We start from the raw sequence: 18,003 nt of genomic DNA, 5'->3' as shown, positions 1-18,003 counted from the left end.
TGACCGCATATCAGCCTAAAAAATAACAGGGCTTAGCCGCATCAGCCTAAGCCCTGAATCATGGTACGTCTTAGTTGTGCGCTTTCAGCCAGCGCGCCGCTTCGAGCGCAAAGTAAGTCAGAATGCCATCGGCACCCGCACGTTTAAAGGCAAGGAGCGATTCCATCATGACTTTGTCATGATCTAACCAGCCGTTAATCGCTGCTGCTTTGAGCATGGCGTACTCACCACTCACCTGATACACATAGGTTGGCATACGAAACTCATCTTTGACCTCGCGCAAAATATCTAAGTACGGCATGCCCGGTTTGACCATCACGGAGTCGGCCCCTTCTTTGATGTCATACGCCACCTCACGTAGGGCCTCTAGTCGATTAGCCGGGTCTAATTGATAGGTCATTTTGTCGGATTTGCCTAGATTGGAGGCGGAGCCGACTGCATCACGGAAAGGCCCGTAAAAAGCACTGGCATATTTGGCGGAGTAGGCCATTAATTGAGTGTAAATCAAACCCGCTTCGTCCAAGGCCTTGCGAATCACACCGATACGACCGTCCATCATATCGCTTGGCGCGATCCAGTCTGCACCAGCGGCTGCTTGGGCCACGGCTTGCTTAACTAACACCTCCAGCGTGGGGTCATTTAGCACATAGCCATTTTCATCAATGACCCCATCTTGGCCGTGACTTGTAAAGGGGTCCAAAGCCACATCACACAGTACGCCCAAGTCCGGAAATTCCTTTTTAATGGCGCGTGTCACCCGTGGGATTAAGCCATTTTCATCGGCCGCCGCAATACCGTCAGGTGTTTTGAGGCTGGGATCGATGTTGGGGAATAAGGAGATAACCGGAATGCCTAGTTTGACGCATTCCTCTGCGACCTTGAGAATGGTATCCGGTGAGTAGCGCTTTTGACCAGGGAGGCTACCAATCTCTTCCTCAACGCCTTGCCCTTCACGCACAAATACAGGATAAATAAAATCATCTGTCGTTAATACGCTTTCACGCATCAAACGGCGTGAAAACTCATGCTTGCGATTACGACGAGGGCGGGCTGCGGGGAAGTCAGCGAGAATAAAACTAGATGACATAATAACAACTCCAAAAACTTTACATCTAAAATAACTGCCATCAATGGCTACCGTGGTGGCCTCAGTGCTACGCCTAGGCTAGCTGCCCAGTCAAAGGCTGTACGACAGTAGGCGGTAGCTTTTGCTGATAGATTAGCTGATTAAGGCACTACTTGGGGTGAGATCCAGTTAAGGATTTTCTCCGTTGCCTCTTCCAGACCAATACGATTGGTCGCCGAAAATGCAATGGTCTCAACATCGCCTAGCTGTGTTGCTACCTCCTTGCGAATGGTGGCAATCGCTTTTTGTCGTTGACCGTAGGGGAGCTTATCCGCTTTGGTCAGCAGTATCAGTACCGGGCGCTTGGCTTGGGCAATCCACTCAACTAAACCATAATCCTGCTTGGTGATACCACGACGAATATCAATGAGCAAGACCACACCGGCTAGGGAAGGGCGCTGCACGAGGTAGTTGCCTAGCTCACGCCCCCACTCTTGCTGTGCTGCAAGCGCAACCGAGGCATAGCCGTAGCCGGGTAGGTCAACCAGATAGCCTAAAGGGTGCTCCGGATCCAAGGGATCGGGGATGCCGAACATATTAATCAGGCGGGTACGACCGGGCGTCTTACTCGAATAGGCTAGACGCTTTTGGTTGGTAAGGACGTTGATGGCTGAGGATTTGCCTGCATTAGAGCGTCCTACAAAACATACCTCGGGACCTCGGGGCGCAGGTAGCTGTGAAACCATGCTAGCCGACTGATAAAAGGTGGCTCTGTGTAAAAGAGACATTGCGCTGAGACAAATTGATAGTGAATAATCTCTATATTGTATCGTTTTTGCTTAAAATGAATCGACAAAGCGGCTAAAATTTATTACAAAGCATATGAATTGCAACTATTTATCGCATATTGCTTTAAAATATAGAGCGTTTATTTGTATTTGAGCGGCTTGTTTTTAGGTAGTTTATCATCAACTGGTCGAGCTCGCTATTAGTGTTAAATTGGCACCTGCCTTTTATTGGTATGGTTTCAGAGGATATTCATGAAGCACGTTATTTCTAAAATTGTCATGGCTGGTGGTTTAGCTTTAAGTATGGCTAGTGGTGCTGCCCTTGCTCAAACTGCAGTTGGTCCAGTTAAGCCGGATTTTGAACGCGGTCAGCAACTCTATATGAATGGTGACCCGGCACGTGGTATTGCCACCTGTATTGCCTGTCATGGTGCTGATGGCATGAGCATGGTATCTCTTTACCCGCATATTGCCGGTCAATCCTATGAGTATATTTTGAATCAGCTCAAAAACTTCAAGGTGCCTGAGGGCGCGACACAAAGTCATCGTCGCAACCAAAACGCCATGTTGATGGCGCCTAACGTGGTGCAGATGACGGAGCAGGAGATGGCTGATTTAGCATTATTCGTGAGTAGTCTTGAGTTGACCAAGCCTTCGGTGGCTGAGTTAGCGGCGGATCAGGTGATGGTGCAACGTGGTCGTCAGATCTGGCGTGGCGGTATTCCCGAGCGTAATGTCCCTGCCTGTGCTTCTTGTCACGGTGCGGATGGTCACGGTATTCCGGGACAGTATCCTCGTTTGAGTGGTCAGGTGCCATCGTATCTGTATGAGCAGCTGATTGCCTTTGCTGACGGTGAACGTGATAATGCCGGTACGGAAAACCACATGGCTGAGATTGCTAATCGCATGAGTCGCCAGGATATTAAGGCAGTGGCGGATTATGCTGCCGGTATTCGTTAATCGATTCGATTCTATACCTGTACCCCACGTTTAGGGAAGAGGAATTATTTTAAGGCTCTAGGGAACTCTAGAGCCTTATTGCACTCAAATACCCTGTAAAATTTTTTTGCGTTTTGTAGTATTTACGAGATGCGCAAAAATTCATCACCCACTTATCTTTACATTGTTTGTTGAGCTCCATCGGGAGCCTGCTGTTACCCTGTTATGCAAAACGATAAGATTCAGGGCGCAAAGCGCTCACGAAGTGTAGGCAGAGATATTTATGAGCTGCTGGGCTCAATGCGCTTTGCAGTCAGTCTTTTAACCTTTATCGCAATTGCGACGATTATCGGTACCGTGCTTCAGCAAAATATGACTGAAATCGAGTATATCGATATGTTCGGTACTTATTGGTACTCCGTTTTCAGTAAGTTTGACGTAGCAGAAATTTATAATACCTGGTGGTTCTTGCTGATCATGGCTTTTTTGGTCGTTTCCACGACCGTGTGTCTGATTCGTAACGTCCCTAAAATGATCAAAGATATGCGTACTTTCCGTGAGTACGTACGTCAAACAAGCTTACGCGCTTTTCCGCATAAGCTTGAGCTTGCGTCTGATTTGTCACAAGAGGAGAGCGTCACCTTAGGTCGCTCTTGGCTAAGGCATCATGGCTATCAGTTTAAGGAAAAGGTCGATGGTGATACGGTTTTATTAGCGGCTAAAAAGGGTAGTAGCAATCGTTTAGGCTTTATTTTTGCCCATATGGCGATTGTGGTGATTTGTGTTGGCGGTTTGTTGGATAGTGAATTACCTAATCGCTTACAAATTTGGACTGGTTTTAAGCGGGCGATTCCCGAAGAGGTGCGTTTTGTGGCGCAGGTGCAGGAGGATTCACGCTATGCCACGAATAACCCGAGCTTTCGCGGCAATATGATGATCTCTGAAGGGCAGGCGTCTGACTATGCCTTATTAAGCATTGGCGGTGGCTTTTTTATGCAGGAATTGCCCTTTCAGGTCAAGTTAAATAAATTTATTATCGAATATTACCAGTCTAATGGTATGCCCAAGCGCTTTGCCAGTGATGTGGATATTACGGACTATCGAACGGGCAAAACCGACAATCATATTATTGAGGTCAATCACCCCTATACCATTAATGGCGTAACCTTATACCAGTCTAGCTTTGATGATGGCGGTTCCAAGCTTTATCTGACAGCGCTACCGCTACAGTCAGGCGCCAAAGCGGCATTTGATGTGCAGGGTGAGGTGGGCTCAGCGATCCCCATGCAGCTTAGCTTGGTTGATGGGGGCGATCCGTATCTAGTCCGCTTTACCGGCTTTACACCGATTAATGTTGAGGATCTTTCCAAGCCCGGTGAAACTAAGCGCAGCTTACAGGAGCAGGTGGTTGCAGTGACTGGTAGTGCCGCCCGCAAAAATAATGAAAAGGTGCATAATGTTGGCCCCAGTTTCACTTACACCTTGACCAATGCGGCAAATCAATCCATTGAGTTTAAAAACTATATGTTGCCAGTGCCTTTGGACGAGGGATTGGTGTATTTATTCGGTATTGCGGATGAGTCTGGCCAAGGCTTCCGCTACATTTATGTACCGGCAGATGATAAGGGTGCCTTAGATGAGTTTTTAGCCATGCGCACGGCCTTGAGTCAGCAGTCTACGCGCACGCGTATTGCTAGGGATTACTCACAAATGATGGAAAGTCCCGAGGTGCCGGCAGCCGCTATTATTAGTATGGCGGATACGGCCTTAAATGTTTTTGCTGAGGGCGGTTTTCCCGGTTTAGATCGCTACATCAGCGGTGAGGGTGTGCCGGAGGCCGAGCGTCTGCCTGCTGAGCTACGAGAGCCAATGCAGCGCTTAATGCGTGACTATATCGTTTTTAGTACAATGAAGGTGCGCGAGTATGTGCGTCAGGATCTAGGCTATCCAGCATTGAATTTTGAGAGTTTCGAGCTGGTTGAGCAAAATGCGCAATGGCTTAATTTGGCCATTCGTGCCTTATCTGATTTAACCCATTATCCGGTGCCGATGACCTTACAACTCAAGACCTTCGAGCACGTGCAGGCGAGCGTATTGCAAGCCACGCGTTCGCCGGGTAAATGGATTGTTTATTTAGGTACCATGTTCTTAATGATCGGTGTCTTTATGATGCTGTATGTGCGTGACCGTCGCATTTGGTTCTGGGTTAACCGCTGTGCGGACGGTGGTAGCGAGATTAAAGCGGCAATGACTTCGCATAAGCGGACATTAGACTTCCGCAAGGAGTTTGCTAAGTTTAAGCATGATTTCTCGGATGTCGCAAGGAGTTAGGGGTAATTACAATGAGTCAAACAATTGCACAATCAAAAGCTGCCTCGGTGGCAGCCAAATGGGAAAAAGCGTCCGCTGAGGTTACGACTGAGCGTCATCGCGGTCGCTTTAATTGGACCGATATTGTGTTTTTCCTCGTCTTGATGGCGGCGGCGGTTTACTTTCTGCTCGAGTGGTCGGACTCCATGGATATCTATGAAAAAGTTATCCTTGTTAGCTCTACCTTTGCCATTGTATGGGTGGGCTGGTTGTGGCGTCCACTGCGCAGTTATTTGATCCTGACCTTTGCGCTATCCGTCTTTGCAATCTTGCTCTACGGTGGCGATCTGTCCAAGGCGGAAAGCAACTTTTTCTTAAAGTATTTTCTTTCATCACAATCCGCTGTGCTGTGGATGTGTGCCTTATTCTTTATGTCCACCGTGGCCTATTGGTTAGGTTTAATCAGTGAGCGCTTGAGCTGGATGGGGTCGGCTTTTGCTTGGGCCGGAACGGTGATGGGCTCTATCGGTTTATTAGTGCGTTGGCGTGAGAGTCATCTGATTGCTTTCGATATGGGTCATATCCCAGTCAGTAATTTATACGAGGTGTTTGTTCTCTTCTGTTTAATTACTGTGCTTTTTTATTTGTATTATGAGCGCCGCTATCATACCCGCGCCTTAGGTGGTTTTGTGATGTTGGTGGTGGCGTCGGCGGTGACTTTTTTACTGTGGTACACCTTTTTACGTGATGCGGCCACGATTCAACCACTTAATAATGCTTTAAACAGTTGGTGGATGAAGTTGCATGTGCCGGCAAACTTCGTGGGTTACGGTACCTTTGCATTGGCTGCCATGGTGGGCTTTGCTTATCTGGTGAAATTGCATGGTGAGACTACCTCTTGGCGACCGATGATTCCGCTGTTATTGGTGGGCGGTGCTTTGGTAGCAGAGCCTTTGATCTTTAGTTCTCGTGGTGACTACGGTGTTTGGGTTATTTACTTCGGTGTGAGTGTGCTGATTGTCGCCGGGATTTTATTAGCACGTAAGCGCATTGCGGCGCATTTACCGAGCTTTGAGGTGTTGGACGATATTATGTACCGCGCTATCTCCATCGGTTTTGCATTTTTTACCGTTGCTACCGTACTTGGCGCGTTCTGGGCGGCAGATGCCTGGGGTACTTACTGGCAGTGGGACCCTAAGGAGACGTGGGCCTTTATCGTTTGGTTAAACTATGCGGCTTGGTTGCATTTGCGCTTGATGCGCGGTATGCGTGGTCAAGTGATGGCGTATTGGGCCTTAGTCGGGCTGGTGGTAACAAGCTTTGCCTTCTTAGGGGTAAATATCTTCCTCTCCGGCTTACACTCTTATGGTGAGCTATAAAGTATAAAAATAGCGCTGATGATTGCTTTTTCATCAGCGCTTTTTTGTGGTGCAGCGTCTTTCTGCTGTGCGAGTAGCCGCAGTAACTTGCTTAGTTAATTACACACCTTACGCTCTCTAAAGCCTTGAATTTCTTCTGCCGAATAGCCAAGTGATTGTAGGATGGCTGCGGTATGCGCACCGGCTGGATGCACTTCACCTGCCGTGGCGGGGGTGCGACTTAGTATAGGTCCGGGGGCTGGGCAAGCGATACCGTCTAGCTGCTGAAAGCTATCTCTTGCTTGGTGATGTGCGTAATGCACCGCTTCATTAAAATCTAACACGGGTGAAAAGCAGGCATCAGTGCCTTCTAAGATCTCACACCATTGGGCTTGGGTTTTAGTAGCAAAGAGCTCAGCCCATGCCTGTTTTTGTTGTGGCCATAAGGCCCTATTCATTTGCTCTTGGAAAATGGCCTGATCCTGTACCCCACAAAGCTCGACTAAGAGCTGATAGAACTGGGGTTCAATCGCACCAATGGCAATAAATTTACCATCGGCGCAGCGATAGCAACTATAAAAGGGGGCTCCGCCGTCGAGCAGGTTTGCGTCACGCTCCACATTCCATAGCCCTTGCTTCACTAAGGCATAGTACATGGTGCTGATCAGCGAAGCGCCTGAGGTGATGGCAGCATCCACCACTTGTCCCTTTTGAGAGCGCTGACTTTCAAAGAGTGCACACACAATGCCATAGGCAAGCATCATCGCACCGCCACCCATATCCCCCACCAGATGCAGTGGTGGGCTTGGTGGTTCATCGCCCTGACCCATGGCGTGTAAAGCACCAGAGACAGCGATATAGTTAATATCATGCCCTGCTGTTTTGGCTAAGGGGCCATCTTGTCCCCAACCGGTCATGCGACCATAGACTAATTTTGGATTAATTGCCCAACAATCCTCGGGCCCTAAGCCTAGTCTTTCCATCACCCCAGGGCGGTAGGGTTCTATCAATACATCAGCCTGAGCGAGCAGTCGTTTAACAATGGCTTTGGCTTCATCCTGTTTTAAGTCTAGGATCAGATTGCGGCGACCGCGTTCAATCACGGTGCCGCCACCGCCCAGAAAGGTATCACCATGGCGATCGATACGGATGACTTCTGCGCCCATGTCGGCTAACATCATGGCACAAAAGGGCGCCGGTCCAATACCGGCCATTTCAATCACACGAATACCGCTAAGGGGTCTAGTCATCGTGGGTCTCTCCTAAGCTGTTGCATGGTTTAGATAGCGTTGGGAATATGCTCGTGCTCAAATAGCTCCTCAATGGTCTCACGGCGTCGAATCACATAGCTTTTATCACCATCGACCAGTACCTCAGCAGCGCGCGGGCGGCTATTGTACTGACTGCTCATCACAAAGCCATAGGCGCCCGCTGACTCAATGGCAATGAATGCCCCTGGGGCAATGACAAAATCTCGATCCTTGGCTAACCAGTCACCCGATTCACAAACGGGACCGACCACATCATAACGTTGCGTTTCACCTGCCTTAAGCTCTACCGCTAAGGCGCCATGATAAACATCGTAGAGTGTGGGGCGGAGTAAGTCGTTCATGGCGGCATCCACGATAGCAAAGTTTTTGCTCTCACCCTGCTTTAAAAACAGTACTTCCGTCACTAACATGCCGCTATTACCTACTAAAGAGCGACCCGGCTCCAGCACTAACTGTACGTCAGCATAACCACGGGCTTGCAGTGTTGCAAGGGTGGTGTTAATTAAGTCACGTGGATGTGGTACCTCCTCGTTCAGGTAGCTTATGCCTAAGCCACCGCCAATATCCAAATGCTTTAATTGAATGCCCTTGCTCTTTAATTGATCCATTAAGCTTAATAAACGCGCTAATGCATCTTGATAGGGTGCTAATTCGGTGATTTGTGAGCCGATATGACAGTCTAAGCCGACAATGTCCACATGCGATAAGCACATGGCATGCTCATAGGTAGCCAGCGCATCCTCCATGGCAATACCGAATTTATTATCTTTGAGACCGGTAGAAATATAGGGATGCGTTTTTGCATCCACATCTGGATTAATCCGTAAGGAAACCGGCGCTTTTTTATCCATGGTTGCGGCAACTTCTTGAATTAACGCGAGCTCCGGGATGGACTCTACGTTAAAGCACTTAATGCCAGCGTTTAATGCGGCTTTAATCTCCCAAGCCTGCTTGCCCACACCAGAAAAAATGATTTTCTGCGGATCGGCGCCGGCCTTGATAGCACGTGCCAATTCGCCGCCGGAGACAATATCAAAGCCAGCCCCCCATTGGGCAAATAAATTTAAAATGGCTAAGTTTGAGTTCGCCTTCATGGCATAGCAAATTAACACATCACGCCCATCAATTGCTTCCTGATAGCGCGCCCACGCCGCCTTTAATGCTGCTTTAGAGTAGATGTACAAGGGCGTACCATACTGCTCAGCCAGTGCTTTAATAGCAAGCTGTTCAACATATAAGGCATGATCTTGGTAGTGGAAATGGGGGGCACCAACTGGTGTGCGAGTGGTGGAATGAGCTAAGTGATGTTGCATAGTCGTAAAAATAAAAAGAATGGCTGATGTGCTTTAGTCCTAAGGCTGCGTATCCTCGTTAGATAAGGTCTCTTGGGACTGACGGTAGGCCTTGGCGCGCTGCTTGCCGTATTCGATACGAGCTTCACGGGCAGCGCGTTGCTCTGGTGTCTCATGCTTAAGCGCCGCTTTGCGTGCCTTGATGCGTGCTTCACGCTCCTGCATCGCCTGCTTTTGAGCGCCTGATGGCAGGTAAACTGGTGTTTTTTGACCGCAAGCCGTCAGCAATAAGGCGCCTGCAATCACGAGCACGAGCTTTTTAGCGGTAGCCCCACTGGGCACAAGGTCGTTCTTGTCCGAATGAAATAATTTAATTAACATGAAATCCAATCATCTGTAAATAGAAGCTTGCTTTGTTATAGTATCTAAAAAGCTTAGCCTATTTTAACTAATTGTTTTTAGAAGAATATATTATGACAGAATCTGAATTCCTTGCCTTAGCAGATGCCATTTTGGCCGAAGTCGAAGATCAAGCGGAAGGCTGGTTTGATGAGTTGGATCTAGACTTGGATACGAACTTGGACGGTCAGGTGTTGACCATTGTGTTTAATCGTAGCGATCATCTAGTCTTAAATAGCCAGTCACCCTTACAGGAGATGTGGTTAGCTGCCCCTAGTGGCGCTTGGCACTATGGTTACCAAGACGGTAAGTGGGTCGATACCCGCGGTGGTCCTAATCTAGACGAGCGTCTGAGCGAGCTCTGTACGGGTTTGGCTGGGCAAAAGCTTGAGGTGAGAATCCCTTAGCTTTGCTTTGATGCGCAGCGCACGATTGTCAAATGCCGATCGCCACAGTGGTGACGATCGGCATTTTTTATTGTCGCATTAATTAATTAAAAAAGCGTTCACCTTTGGCGGCCATCTCACGCAGAATTTGCGGCGCTTCATAGACCTTACCGAGGTGGGCGTAGCGATCGCACAGGGCGACGTATTCCTTAAGACCCGTTTGATCGATATAACGTAAAGCACCGCCGCGGAATCTTGGGAAACCAAGACCCATGATGAGGGCCATATCCGCTTCTTCGGGGCTGGCGACGATTTTCTCATCGATGCAGCGGGCAACTTCGTTGCACATGGCGAGCATTAGGCGATCACGAATTTCCTCCGCCGTAAAGTCCACTGAACCTGGCGCAGCGGCGTCCACATGAGGGGCGAGGATGTCTTTTACCTCATCATCAGCGGTTTTGCGCTTACGACCACTGTCATCGGCAACATATTTGTAGAAACCCTTGCCGTTTTTCTGACCTAAACGATCGGCCTTAAATAATGCCTCAGTGGCGCCGGTATAATCAGTTTTCATGCGATCAGGGAAACCGTCCGCTAGCACTTTGGATGCATGGACGCAAGTGTCTAAACCAATCACATCGGATAGGTAAGCAGGACCCATCGGCCAACCGAAGTCCTCCATCACTTGATCGATTTTAATCAGGCAAGCGCCGTCTTTAATTAAACGGTCAAAGGCACCGAAGTAGGGGAATAGCACACGATTAACCAAAAAGCCGGGGCAGTCTTGCACCACAATTGGTGATTTACCCATGCTGAGGGCTAAGGCAACAGCGGTAGCAATGGCTTCATCGGAGCTTTGCTCGCCACGGATTACCTCAACCAAAGGCATAACCGGTACTGGGTTAAAGAAGTGCATCCCAACAAAATTCGCTGGACGCTGTAGTCCCTTGGCGAGCTCCGTGATGGAAATGGTTGAGGTGTTAGACGCTAAAATTGCGTCTTCGCGAAGCGCATTTTCAGCCTCCTTGAGCACGGTGTCCTTAACCTTGATGTTTTCAGTGACTGCTTCAATCACAATATCCACGGCATTAAAGCCGTCGTAGCTTAGGCTGGGTTCAATCAGTTTGAGGGTAGCGTTCTTTTTGTCCTCGCTGATGCGACCGCGCTGTAACTGGCGCGCTAATTGCTTTTCAGCCTCATTCATGCCTAAGTCAAGCTGTGCCTGACCGATGTCCTTCATAATCACCGCTGTGCCTTTGGTGGCTGCTTGGTAGGCAATACCGCCACCCATAATGCCGGCACCGAGTACGGCCGCTTTTTTCACCTCACGTGCGGCAGCAGCGTTTTTCTTGGCAGCGCGTTTAATGACCTGATCGGCTAAGAATAAACCGATTAAGGCATCGGCTTGTGGGGTTACCGCCACGCCAGCAAAATGCTCGGCTTCTACCGCTACCGCCTGATCGCGTGCCATGTCTGCTGACTTTTCAATCACATCTAAAAACGCTTTGCTGGCTGGATATTGCTCAGGGTTAGTGGTTTTGGCAAGCTCTGCACGTACGCCTTCAAAATAGCTATCGGCAGCACCACCTGGTACCTCAACGGCTTGTAGTTTAAGGGCACGTTTGGCTTGCCAATCAATCTCACCGGCAATGGCTCTTTTAAGTGCTGCTAAGGCGGTATCGCGCAGTTTATCATGTTCAGCGACCTCATCAACCGCGCCGTCAGCCAGGGCATCGGCGGCTTTGCGAGGGCGAGTGGAGCTGATCCATTCAATGGCTTTAGCCATACCAATCACCCGCGCCAGACGAATAATACCGCCAAAACCAGGGATTAAGCCAAGGGTTAATTCTGGTAGACCGACTTGTGCCTTATCACTCATCACACGATAGTCATTGGCTAAGCACATTTCAAAGCCGCCACCTAAGGCAAAGCCGTTAATCGCTACGACTTTTGGAATATCCAAGTCTTCAAAGGCGTTAAAAATGCGGTGAATATCCATGGTCCAGTCTTGAATATAGTCGCGACCATGAGCGAAGACGCCGCCGAATTCGGTGATATCAGCACCGACGATAAAGAAGTTTTTACCAGAGGTGACTAACAGCCCCCGAATCTCAGGATGTGCTTTTACCGCTTGCACCGCCGCATCTAAATCATCTAAGGTCACACGGTTAAATTTATTAACCGATTCATTTTGTAAATCAAATTTGAACTCGGCAATGCCGTCATCTAACATTTGCACCGTAATGGCCGGTCCGGAATGAATCATTGCTTACTCCTAATCACTCTTTGGTTTAAGTAAAAATCCGCTAAGACTTGTCTTTTGACATACTACTATAATCATACGTTGTTTTAGCATCTTTGAAAGTCCTTACCAAGACAAAAAAATGACCGCTACGAAAACGCGTAACGGTCATAAAAAGCTTTGCCAAGTCTGTGCTGCCCTTAGAATCGTATGGGCGCACCACCGGTTGGGTTAAAGGACTCGATAGTGCGTTGCACCGGGTCACGTCGTGGCTGAATGGGGCGGAAGCGCTGCGCTTCACCACCACCGCCACCGGTCGTGGCTCCGCCACGGGTGCCGAGATTAGCGATAGCCTTGCCCTGAGGGAACTCCTCAAAGTAGTAGTTGCCGCCGTTTTTGGCTAAACCCTTAGGTAGGGGGCCAGGGGCGGTCACGGGTGTGCCTTTGAGGGCGGTCTGCATATATTCGATCCAAATCGGCATGGCTAATTGACCGCCAGTGGCATTACTACCCAAAGAGCGTGGTTGGTCATAGCCTAACCAAGCAACACCCACTAAATCACGGGTGTAACCGGCATACCACGCATCAAAAGCTTGGTTCGTGGTACCGGTTTTGCCGTGTAAATCCTTGCGGCCTAAGGTGCCGGTCGTGCGTGCGGCGGTCCCCGAGGTGGCTACCCCATGGAGTAGATCATTCATCACATAGGCCGTACGTGCATCTAATACGCGATTGGCCTCATCGCCGGCTTTTTGCGGTTGGGCACGCATGATTTCATTACCATCCGGATCGAGTACATAGTCAATAATGTACGGATTCACACGATAACCGCCATTAGCAAAGACGGCATACGCACCTGCCATTTGTAAAGGCGTGACGTTACCAGCGCCTAGCGCCATGGTGAGGTATGCGCCTTTTTGCGGTTGACGACGGATATCAAAGCCGAAACGGGTGATGTAGTCACGGGCAAAGTCCGCACCCACAGCTTCTAGGATACGAATTGAGACCATGTTGCGTGACTGGTAGAGACCGTTACGCATGGTTTGACTCTCCGTGTAGCGACCGCCGTAGTTTTTAGGCTGCCATGGTTTGGAGCCCGTTTGACGGGCAGTCAGCACAAAGGGCTGATCCGAAATGCGAGTTTCAGGGGTTAAACCGCGCTCAAGGCCGGCAGCGTAGATAAAGGGCTTAAAGGTTGAACCGGGTTGACGCCAAGCTTGGGTCACGCGATTAAAGTCGCCGCGGTAGAAGTTAAAGCCACCCACCATGGATTGAATTGCACCGGTCTTGGTATTGAGCGCCACAAAAGCACCCTCGACTTGTGGCTGATTGACAATGCTCCAGCCATTTTCACCAAAACGTTGAATATAGACGATTGAACCGCGCAAAATGGGTTTAGCATTATTAGGCTTGGGAGGTAAGGCGCGGCGTGCGTTATTTAATTCCTTGCCGCTGAGCTCAATAATTTCACCCACACGGCGTATTAAGGTGACCTTGTCCGCAGCGGAAGAAAGCACCACCGCGACTAATAAATCATCGTCATTAGGATGCGATTTACGCACCTCATAAATGATTTTTTCCATGGCCTTATCATCATGCTCTACCCCCTCAGCCAACTCAATTTGACCCTCTGGTCCCGGGTAAGGGCGGTTATTGGTGAACTGCATAATGTTTTTGCGTAAGGCACGATAAGCCACCGCCTGATCCTTTGAGTCAATGGTGGTATACACGTTTAAGCCGCGACCGTAGACATTGTCCTTGTAAGTCAAGTACATCAGTTGACGTGCCAGTTCTGCCACATAGCTACCTTGGCGTTGGGCTTGGGTAATACGGGCCGACTCCTCGCTTTCTACCTCCGCCATGGAGCGTGTGGTCACCGCCTCGGCGCGCGCCTCATCAAACTCCGCTTGAGTGATATAGCCTAAACGCAACATACGATTTAACACATAGTGCTGACGATCAAGCGCACCTTGTAGATTGGTGAGCGGGTTGTTGTTTGATGGGGCCTTGGGAATACCGGCTAACACTGCCGCTTCGGCTAAGCTGACCTCGGATAAAGGCTTGGCAAAGTAGGTACGCGCCGCCACTGAGAAACCGTAGGAACGATGGCCCAAATAAATCTGGTTCATATAGAGTTCAAGGATCTGATCCTTGGTCAGATTTTCTTCAATTTTGTAAGTTAATAGCAATTCATAAAACTTACGCAAGTAGGACTTTTCAGTGCTTAAGTAGAAGTTACGCGCCACCTGCATGGTGATGGTACTGGCACCTTGAGCGCGGCCGCCGGAGGAGAGGTTGGCTAACACAGCACGAATCACGCCACGCCAATCCACACCGGAATGCTCGTAAAAGTTATCATCCTCAGCCGCTAAAATGGCTAATTTCATCTTTTCAGGGAACTCGTCGATACGCAGGACATTACGCCGCTCCTCACCATACTCGGCAAGCAGGATTTTGTCTGCGGAATAAATACGCAAGGGAATGCGTGGACGGTAGTCCGTCATGGCAGTCAGGTTAGGTAAGTTGGGCCACACGGAGCTGACGACGAGGGTGCCGAAAATTAGCCCGCACACTGCTAAGCCTGCGCCGAGGAACAATACTTTAATAATAAAGCGACCAATAAAGGCACCGAAACCTGAAACTTTAGGTGATTGCTTTTTTTGACTCATAGGTAAAATACGCTTTCAGAAGCGAAGGGATAAACCCGGATACAATACGGCTATTTTAAACGTAGCCCCTAGTTTAGCTTTAAAATCACAACAAAGACAGCGGGAAATGTGTAAAATTTGGCTAAACCACCATTTTAACTAATTAAAAATTACGATAACGTTTTACAAGACGATGACTGACACGGTAGCACCTAAGGATTTGCCCACAAAAAGCCTCATCATCCTGATCGGGATGATGGGTGCCGGTAAAACAACAATCGGCCGTGCCTTGGCCAAAAAAATCGGACGCAAGTTTGTCGATTTGGATCATGCCATTGTTGAGCGTTGCGGTGTCGACATCCCGACTATCTTCGACATCGAAGGTGAGGAAGGGTTCCGTAAGCGTGAGTCAGAGGTATTGCAGGACGTGTTGTTAGAGGACGAAATTGTCTTAGCCACCGGTGGTGGTGCGGTCTTAGCTGAGGCTAATCGACAATTAATGCAGTGCTACGGTGAGGTTTTTTATCTGCGGGTGGATGTGGATGAGCTTTATCGTCGCGTGGCCAAGGATAAAAATAGGCCTTTATTAGCCACCCCTGATCCTAAAGCCCGTTTAGCTGAGTTATTGGCTGCACGTGCCGATATTTATGAGTCAATGGCCGATCATATTATTGATTCGGCGGCGGATTCACTCAATACGGTAGTCGATCAAATGATTAACTTATTAGCTGAAAGAGATTCTAAATGAGTATTGTGAGAGTAAATGTACCTGGCGGCTCCTATCCGATTGAGATTGCGCCAAATCTGATGCAGCAGCTTGCTACCTCCATACCGCCGGATACCAGTGCCATCTTGTTGTTGAGTAATCCGACCGTACGTCAGCTTTATGGAGACACGGCATTAAAGGCGTTAAAGGCTAGCGGTAAGGAGATTTATTGCTTTGATATCCCTGATGGTGAGCAGTATAAAAATCTCGATACCTTAAATGAGGTCTTTACCTTTATGCTAGAGCATAAACTGGATCGCAAATCGGTGCTTGTGGCTTTGGGTGGCGGGGTCGTTGGTGATTTGGGTGGCTTTGCCGCAGCAACTTTTATGCGCGGTATTCGTTTTGTACAGGTGCCGACTACTTTATTGGCTCAGGTGGACTCATCCGTAGGCGGTAAAACCGCAGTTAACCATCCCTTAGGTAAAAACTTGCTGGGCGCGTTTTATCAGCCCATTGCTGTTGATATTGATATTAATGTCTTAAAAAGCTTGCCGCAGCGTGAGATTGCCGCAGGTCTTGCTGAGGTCATTAAGTACGGTCTGATCATGGATCGTGAGTTTTTTGATTGGTGCGAGGAGTTTGTGGAGGAGCTGAAGGCGTTGGAGCCACAAGCGATTAATTATGCTATTCACCGTGCGTGTGAATTAAAGGCACAAGTGGTCGAAGAGGACGAAAAGGAGTCGAATCGTCGCATGATTCTGAATTTTGGCCATACCTTTGCGCATGTGATTGAAAATGGCTTAGGTTATGGTGAGTGGTTGCACGGTGAGGCGGTCGGTTGTGGCATGGTGCAGGCAGCAGAGCTGTCGGCGCTAGTATGCAATTTCCCCCAAGAGGATGTAGAGCGTGTACGCCGTTTGGTAGCACAGATCGGTTGTCCTACGGTAGCGCCTGCCTTAGGTGGCAAGGATACTTGGTTTGACACCATGAAGCTCGATAAAAAGGCAAGTGGCGGCAAAATTAAGTTTGTGCTCTTAGAAAAAATTGGTCAGGCGAAGGTACAAGGTGCGCCGCAAGAGCTGCTTAGTTTGGTATTGAGCAAAACGACCTCGGCTGAGGTTAAGGCTAGCAAAGCGCTGAGCTCGCCAGAAGTTGCTGATACGGCGAGCGAGTCTCGCCAGGCAGTGACGCCCTCGGTGGCAGCAAGTGAAGCGCTTAGTACGGTAGTCGATAGTTCGGAAGCGGCGGCAGAGGTGGCGCGTCAAGCGCAAATTGCCCGCGATGCAGGTGCTGGTACGGGGCGTACCGGTGGTATCTACGGTATTGACGGTGTCAGGCCAGCGACTGATGAGTGAGCGCATGATCTGCATTGCTAATCTGGCTTCCTATGCGGTACACCCTGAGGCATCACGCGGGCGTCGTTATGCCGAGGAAGCGGATCCTAAGCGCAGCCCTTTTCAGCGCGATCGGGATCGCATTATTCATTGCAGTTCATTTAGGCGCCTTGAGTATAAAACCCAGGTTTTTGTTAATCATGAGGGTGATTTATTCCGCACCCGGCTAACCCATAGTTTAGAAGTGGCCCAGATAGGGCGTGCCTTGGCTAGAAACTTATTGATTAATGAGGATTTGGTTGAGGCCATTTGTTTAGCGCATGATTTAGGGCATACACCCTTTGGTCACGCTGGTCAGGATGCCTTAAATGAGTATATGCGTGGCCATTTACCTGAGGAGGTGGGTGGTTTTGAGCATAATTTACAAAGTTTGCGCATGGTGGACGAGCTAGAAGAGCGCTACGCTGATTTTAATGGCTTAAATCTGAGCTTTGAAACGCGGAGCGGTATTTTAAAGCATTGCTCCTTAAAAAATGCGCGTGAACTTGGCGAGGTAGGGCAGCGCTTTCTTGAGGGCAAACAGCCCTCTTTAGAAGCGCAACTGGCTAATTTAGCCGATGAAATCGCGTATAACAACCATGATATTGATGACGGTTTGCGCTCCGGTTTAATCACGCTAGAACAGCTGAGTCGGGTGGAAATTTTTGCTCAGCATTATCAGCATGTGAAGCAGCGCTATCCGAGCTTGGGTGGTAAGCGTCTTATTGCGGAAACGATTCGCCGGATGATTAATACCCTAATTCGGGACGTGACTGATCATACGCTAGCGCAAATTACTCACTATGGGGTTAAAACGCCTGAGGATGTGGCCAATGCCCCAGTCTTGGTTGCTTTCTCACCTGCAATGCGAGCCTGGCAGGATGAGCTTAAGAAGTTTTTGTTGGATAATCTCTATCGCCATTATAAAGTGATGCGGATGGCAGTGAAATCGCGTCGTGTGATTCATGAGCTGTTTGAGGCTTTTTTAGATGAACCTCGTTTGCTACCGCCAGACCATCGCTTTAAGGATGCTAACCGGCAAGCGCGGGGGATAGCAGACTATATTGCTGGCATGACCGATCGCTATGCTATTAAAGAGCATCGACGGATTTATAAGATTTGAGGGTGGTGTTCTGACTTGCGTTTGATGCTTCTTTAGTTCAAGTCAAATATGCGGATTTAACTCACCATTTTTTAATGTATTGCCCCAGCATTTTCTGCTCAC

At 49.0% G+C, this 18,003-nt stretch carries 13 protein-coding genes and 1 pseudogene; 7 read left to right on the top strand and 7 right to left on the bottom strand.

The features are described from left to right. Window positions 1-70: 70 nt before the first annotated feature. Together hemB and yihA are read right to left on the bottom strand one after the other, a co-directional pair. Window positions 71-1,087, bottom strand: a complete 1,017-nt coding sequence (gene hemB / locus HMPREF3144_RS05265) for a porphobilinogen synthase (RefSeq protein WP_070476800.1) — start codon at window positions 1,085-1,087, stop codon at window positions 71-73. Window positions 1,088-1,227: 140 nt separating this feature from the next. Further along, window positions 1,228-1,854, bottom strand: coding sequence for a ribosome biogenesis GTP-binding protein YihA/YsxC (gene yihA / locus HMPREF3144_RS05260; RefSeq protein WP_070476798.1), 627 nt, complete (start codon window positions 1,852-1,854; stop codon window positions 1,228-1,230). A gap of 252 nt (window positions 1,855-2,106) precedes the next feature. Between yihA and HMPREF3144_RS05255 the strand changes: the two genes are divergently transcribed. The 3 genes from HMPREF3144_RS05255 (at window position 2,107) to ccsB (ending at window position 6,482) form a co-directional block, all read left to right on the top strand. Then, window positions 2,107-2,814: a c-type cytochrome gene (locus HMPREF3144_RS05255; RefSeq protein WP_018025442.1), complete on the top strand. Its 708-nt coding sequence runs from the start codon at window positions 2,107-2,109 to the stop codon at window positions 2,812-2,814. Between the two features lie 204 nt (window positions 2,815-3,018). Then, on the top strand, window positions 3,019-5,124 hold the full coding sequence (locus HMPREF3144_RS05250; protein WP_052043526.1) for a cytochrome c biogenesis protein ResB: 2,106 nt from the start codon (window positions 3,019-3,021) through the stop codon (window positions 5,122-5,124). Between the two features lie 11 nt (window positions 5,125-5,135). Beyond that, on the top strand, window positions 5,136-6,482 hold the full coding sequence (ccsB, locus tag HMPREF3144_RS05245) for a c-type cytochrome biogenesis protein CcsB (RefSeq protein ID WP_018025444.1): 1,347 nt from the start codon (window positions 5,136-5,138) through the stop codon (window positions 6,480-6,482). A gap of 95 nt (window positions 6,483-6,577) precedes the next feature. Here the strand turns inward: ccsB and HMPREF3144_RS05240 are convergent, their stop codons facing one another. Genes HMPREF3144_RS05240 through HMPREF3144_RS05230 form a run of 3 tightly spaced genes read right to left on the bottom strand, consistent with a single transcriptional unit; the run spans window position 6,578 to window position 9,405 of the window. Continuing rightward, on the bottom strand, window positions 6,578-7,711 hold the full coding sequence (locus HMPREF3144_RS05240; protein ID WP_070476796.1) for a CaiB/BaiF CoA transferase family protein: 1,134 nt from the start codon (window positions 7,709-7,711) through the stop codon (window positions 6,578-6,580). A 29-nt stretch (window positions 7,712-7,740) separates the two neighbouring features. Continuing rightward, a complete protein-coding gene (lysA, locus tag HMPREF3144_RS05235) occupies window positions 7,741-9,045 on the bottom strand; it encodes a diaminopimelate decarboxylase (RefSeq protein WP_070476794.1) in 1,305 nt (434 codons plus the stop codon). A 39-nt stretch (window positions 9,046-9,084) separates the two neighbouring features. Further along, entirely contained in the window at window positions 9,085-9,405 is a 321-nt protein-coding gene (locus HMPREF3144_RS05230) for an LPS translocon maturation chaperone LptM (RefSeq protein ID WP_070476792.1), read from the bottom strand. Between the two features lie 92 nt (window positions 9,406-9,497). Here HMPREF3144_RS05230 and cyaY point away from each other — a divergent pair, with 92 nt between their 5' ends. Then, window positions 9,498-9,830 (top strand): iron donor protein CyaY, encoded by a 333-nt coding sequence (cyaY, locus tag HMPREF3144_RS05225; RefSeq protein WP_018025448.1) that lies wholly within the window; start codon window positions 9,498-9,500, stop codon window positions 9,828-9,830. An 82-nt stretch (window positions 9,831-9,912) separates the two neighbouring features. Here the strand turns inward: cyaY and fadB are convergent, their stop codons facing one another. Both fadB and HMPREF3144_RS05215 read right to left on the bottom strand, forming a co-directional pair. Beyond that, window positions 9,913-12,075, bottom strand: coding sequence for a fatty acid oxidation complex subunit alpha FadB (fadB, locus tag HMPREF3144_RS05220; RefSeq protein WP_070476790.1), 2,163 nt, complete (start codon window positions 12,073-12,075; stop codon window positions 9,913-9,915). A gap of 176 nt (window positions 12,076-12,251) precedes the next feature. Then, on the bottom strand, window positions 12,252-14,717 hold the full coding sequence (locus HMPREF3144_RS05215; RefSeq protein ID WP_070476788.1) for a penicillin-binding protein 1A: 2,466 nt from the start codon (window positions 14,715-14,717) through the stop codon (window positions 12,252-12,254). 172 nt (window positions 14,718-14,889) lie between these two features. On the opposite strand from HMPREF3144_RS05215, the gene HMPREF3144_RS11980 reads away from it, so the two are divergent. The 3 genes and pseudogenes from HMPREF3144_RS11980 to HMPREF3144_RS05200 all read left to right on the top strand — a co-directional run bounded on the left by HMPREF3144_RS11980 (window position 14,890) and on the right by HMPREF3144_RS05200 (window position 17,901). Next, entirely contained in the window at window positions 14,890-15,444 is a 555-nt protein-coding gene (locus tag HMPREF3144_RS11980; RefSeq protein ID WP_070476786.1) for a shikimate kinase, read from the top strand. After that, window positions 15,441-16,514 (top strand): annotated as a pseudogene (aroB, locus tag HMPREF3144_RS05205) (3-dehydroquinate synthase); the annotation flags it as partial. The gene HMPREF3144_RS11980 and the pseudogene aroB, both read left to right, overlap by 4 nt. A gap of 238 nt (window positions 16,515-16,752) precedes the next feature. After that, entirely contained in the window at window positions 16,753-17,901 is a 1,149-nt protein-coding gene (locus HMPREF3144_RS05200) for a deoxyguanosinetriphosphate triphosphohydrolase (protein ID WP_115020215.1), read from the top strand. Window positions 17,902-18,003: the final 102 nt, after the last annotated feature.

Source organism: Oligella sp. HMSC05A10, assembly GCF_001808335.1.
Lineage (GTDB): Bacteria > Pseudomonadota > Gammaproteobacteria > Burkholderiales > Burkholderiaceae_B > Oligella > Oligella urethralis.
Note: the sequence above shows the minus strand (reverse complement) of the source record. Positions and strands in the feature narration are given on the sequence as shown.

Excerpts from the sequence above, each read along its gene's own strand:
- hemB (WP_070476800.1), bottom strand. The coding sequence starts at position 1,087 with ATGTCATCTAGTTTTATTCTCGCTGACTTCCCCGCAGCCCGCCCTCGT.
- yihA (WP_070476798.1), bottom strand. The coding sequence starts at position 1,854 with ATGTCTCTTTTACACAGAGCCACCTTTTATCAGTCGGCTAGCATGGTT.
- HMPREF3144_RS05255 (WP_018025442.1), top strand. The coding sequence starts at position 2,107 with ATGAAGCACGTTATTTCTAAAATTGTCATGGCTGGTGGTTTAGCTTTA.
- HMPREF3144_RS05250 (WP_052043526.1), top strand. The coding sequence starts at position 3,019 with ATGCAAAACGATAAGATTCAGGGCGCAAAGCGCTCACGAAGTGTAGGC.
- ccsB (WP_018025444.1), top strand. The coding sequence starts at position 5,136 with ATGAGTCAAACAATTGCACAATCAAAAGCTGCCTCGGTGGCAGCCAAA.
- HMPREF3144_RS05240 (WP_070476796.1), bottom strand. The coding sequence starts at position 7,711 with ATGACTAGACCCCTTAGCGGTATTCGTGTGATTGAAATGGCCGGTATT.
- lysA (WP_070476794.1), bottom strand. The coding sequence starts at position 9,045 with ATGCAACATCACTTAGCTCATTCCACCACTCGCACACCAGTTGGTGCC.
- HMPREF3144_RS05230 (WP_070476792.1), bottom strand. The coding sequence starts at position 9,405 with ATGTTAATTAAATTATTTCATTCGGACAAGAACGACCTTGTGCCCAGT.
- cyaY (WP_018025448.1), top strand. The coding sequence starts at position 9,498 with ATGACAGAATCTGAATTCCTTGCCTTAGCAGATGCCATTTTGGCCGAA.
- fadB (WP_070476790.1), bottom strand. The coding sequence starts at position 12,075 with ATGATTCATTCCGGACCGGCCATTACGGTGCAAATGTTAGATGACGGC.
- HMPREF3144_RS05215 (WP_070476788.1), bottom strand. The coding sequence starts at position 14,717 with ATGAGTCAAAAAAAGCAATCACCTAAAGTTTCAGGTTTCGGTGCCTTT.
- HMPREF3144_RS11980 (WP_070476786.1), top strand. The coding sequence starts at position 14,890 with ATGACTGACACGGTAGCACCTAAGGATTTGCCCACAAAAAGCCTCATC.
- HMPREF3144_RS05200 (WP_115020215.1), top strand. The coding sequence starts at position 16,753 with ATGAGTGAGCGCATGATCTGCATTGCTAATCTGGCTTCCTATGCGGTA.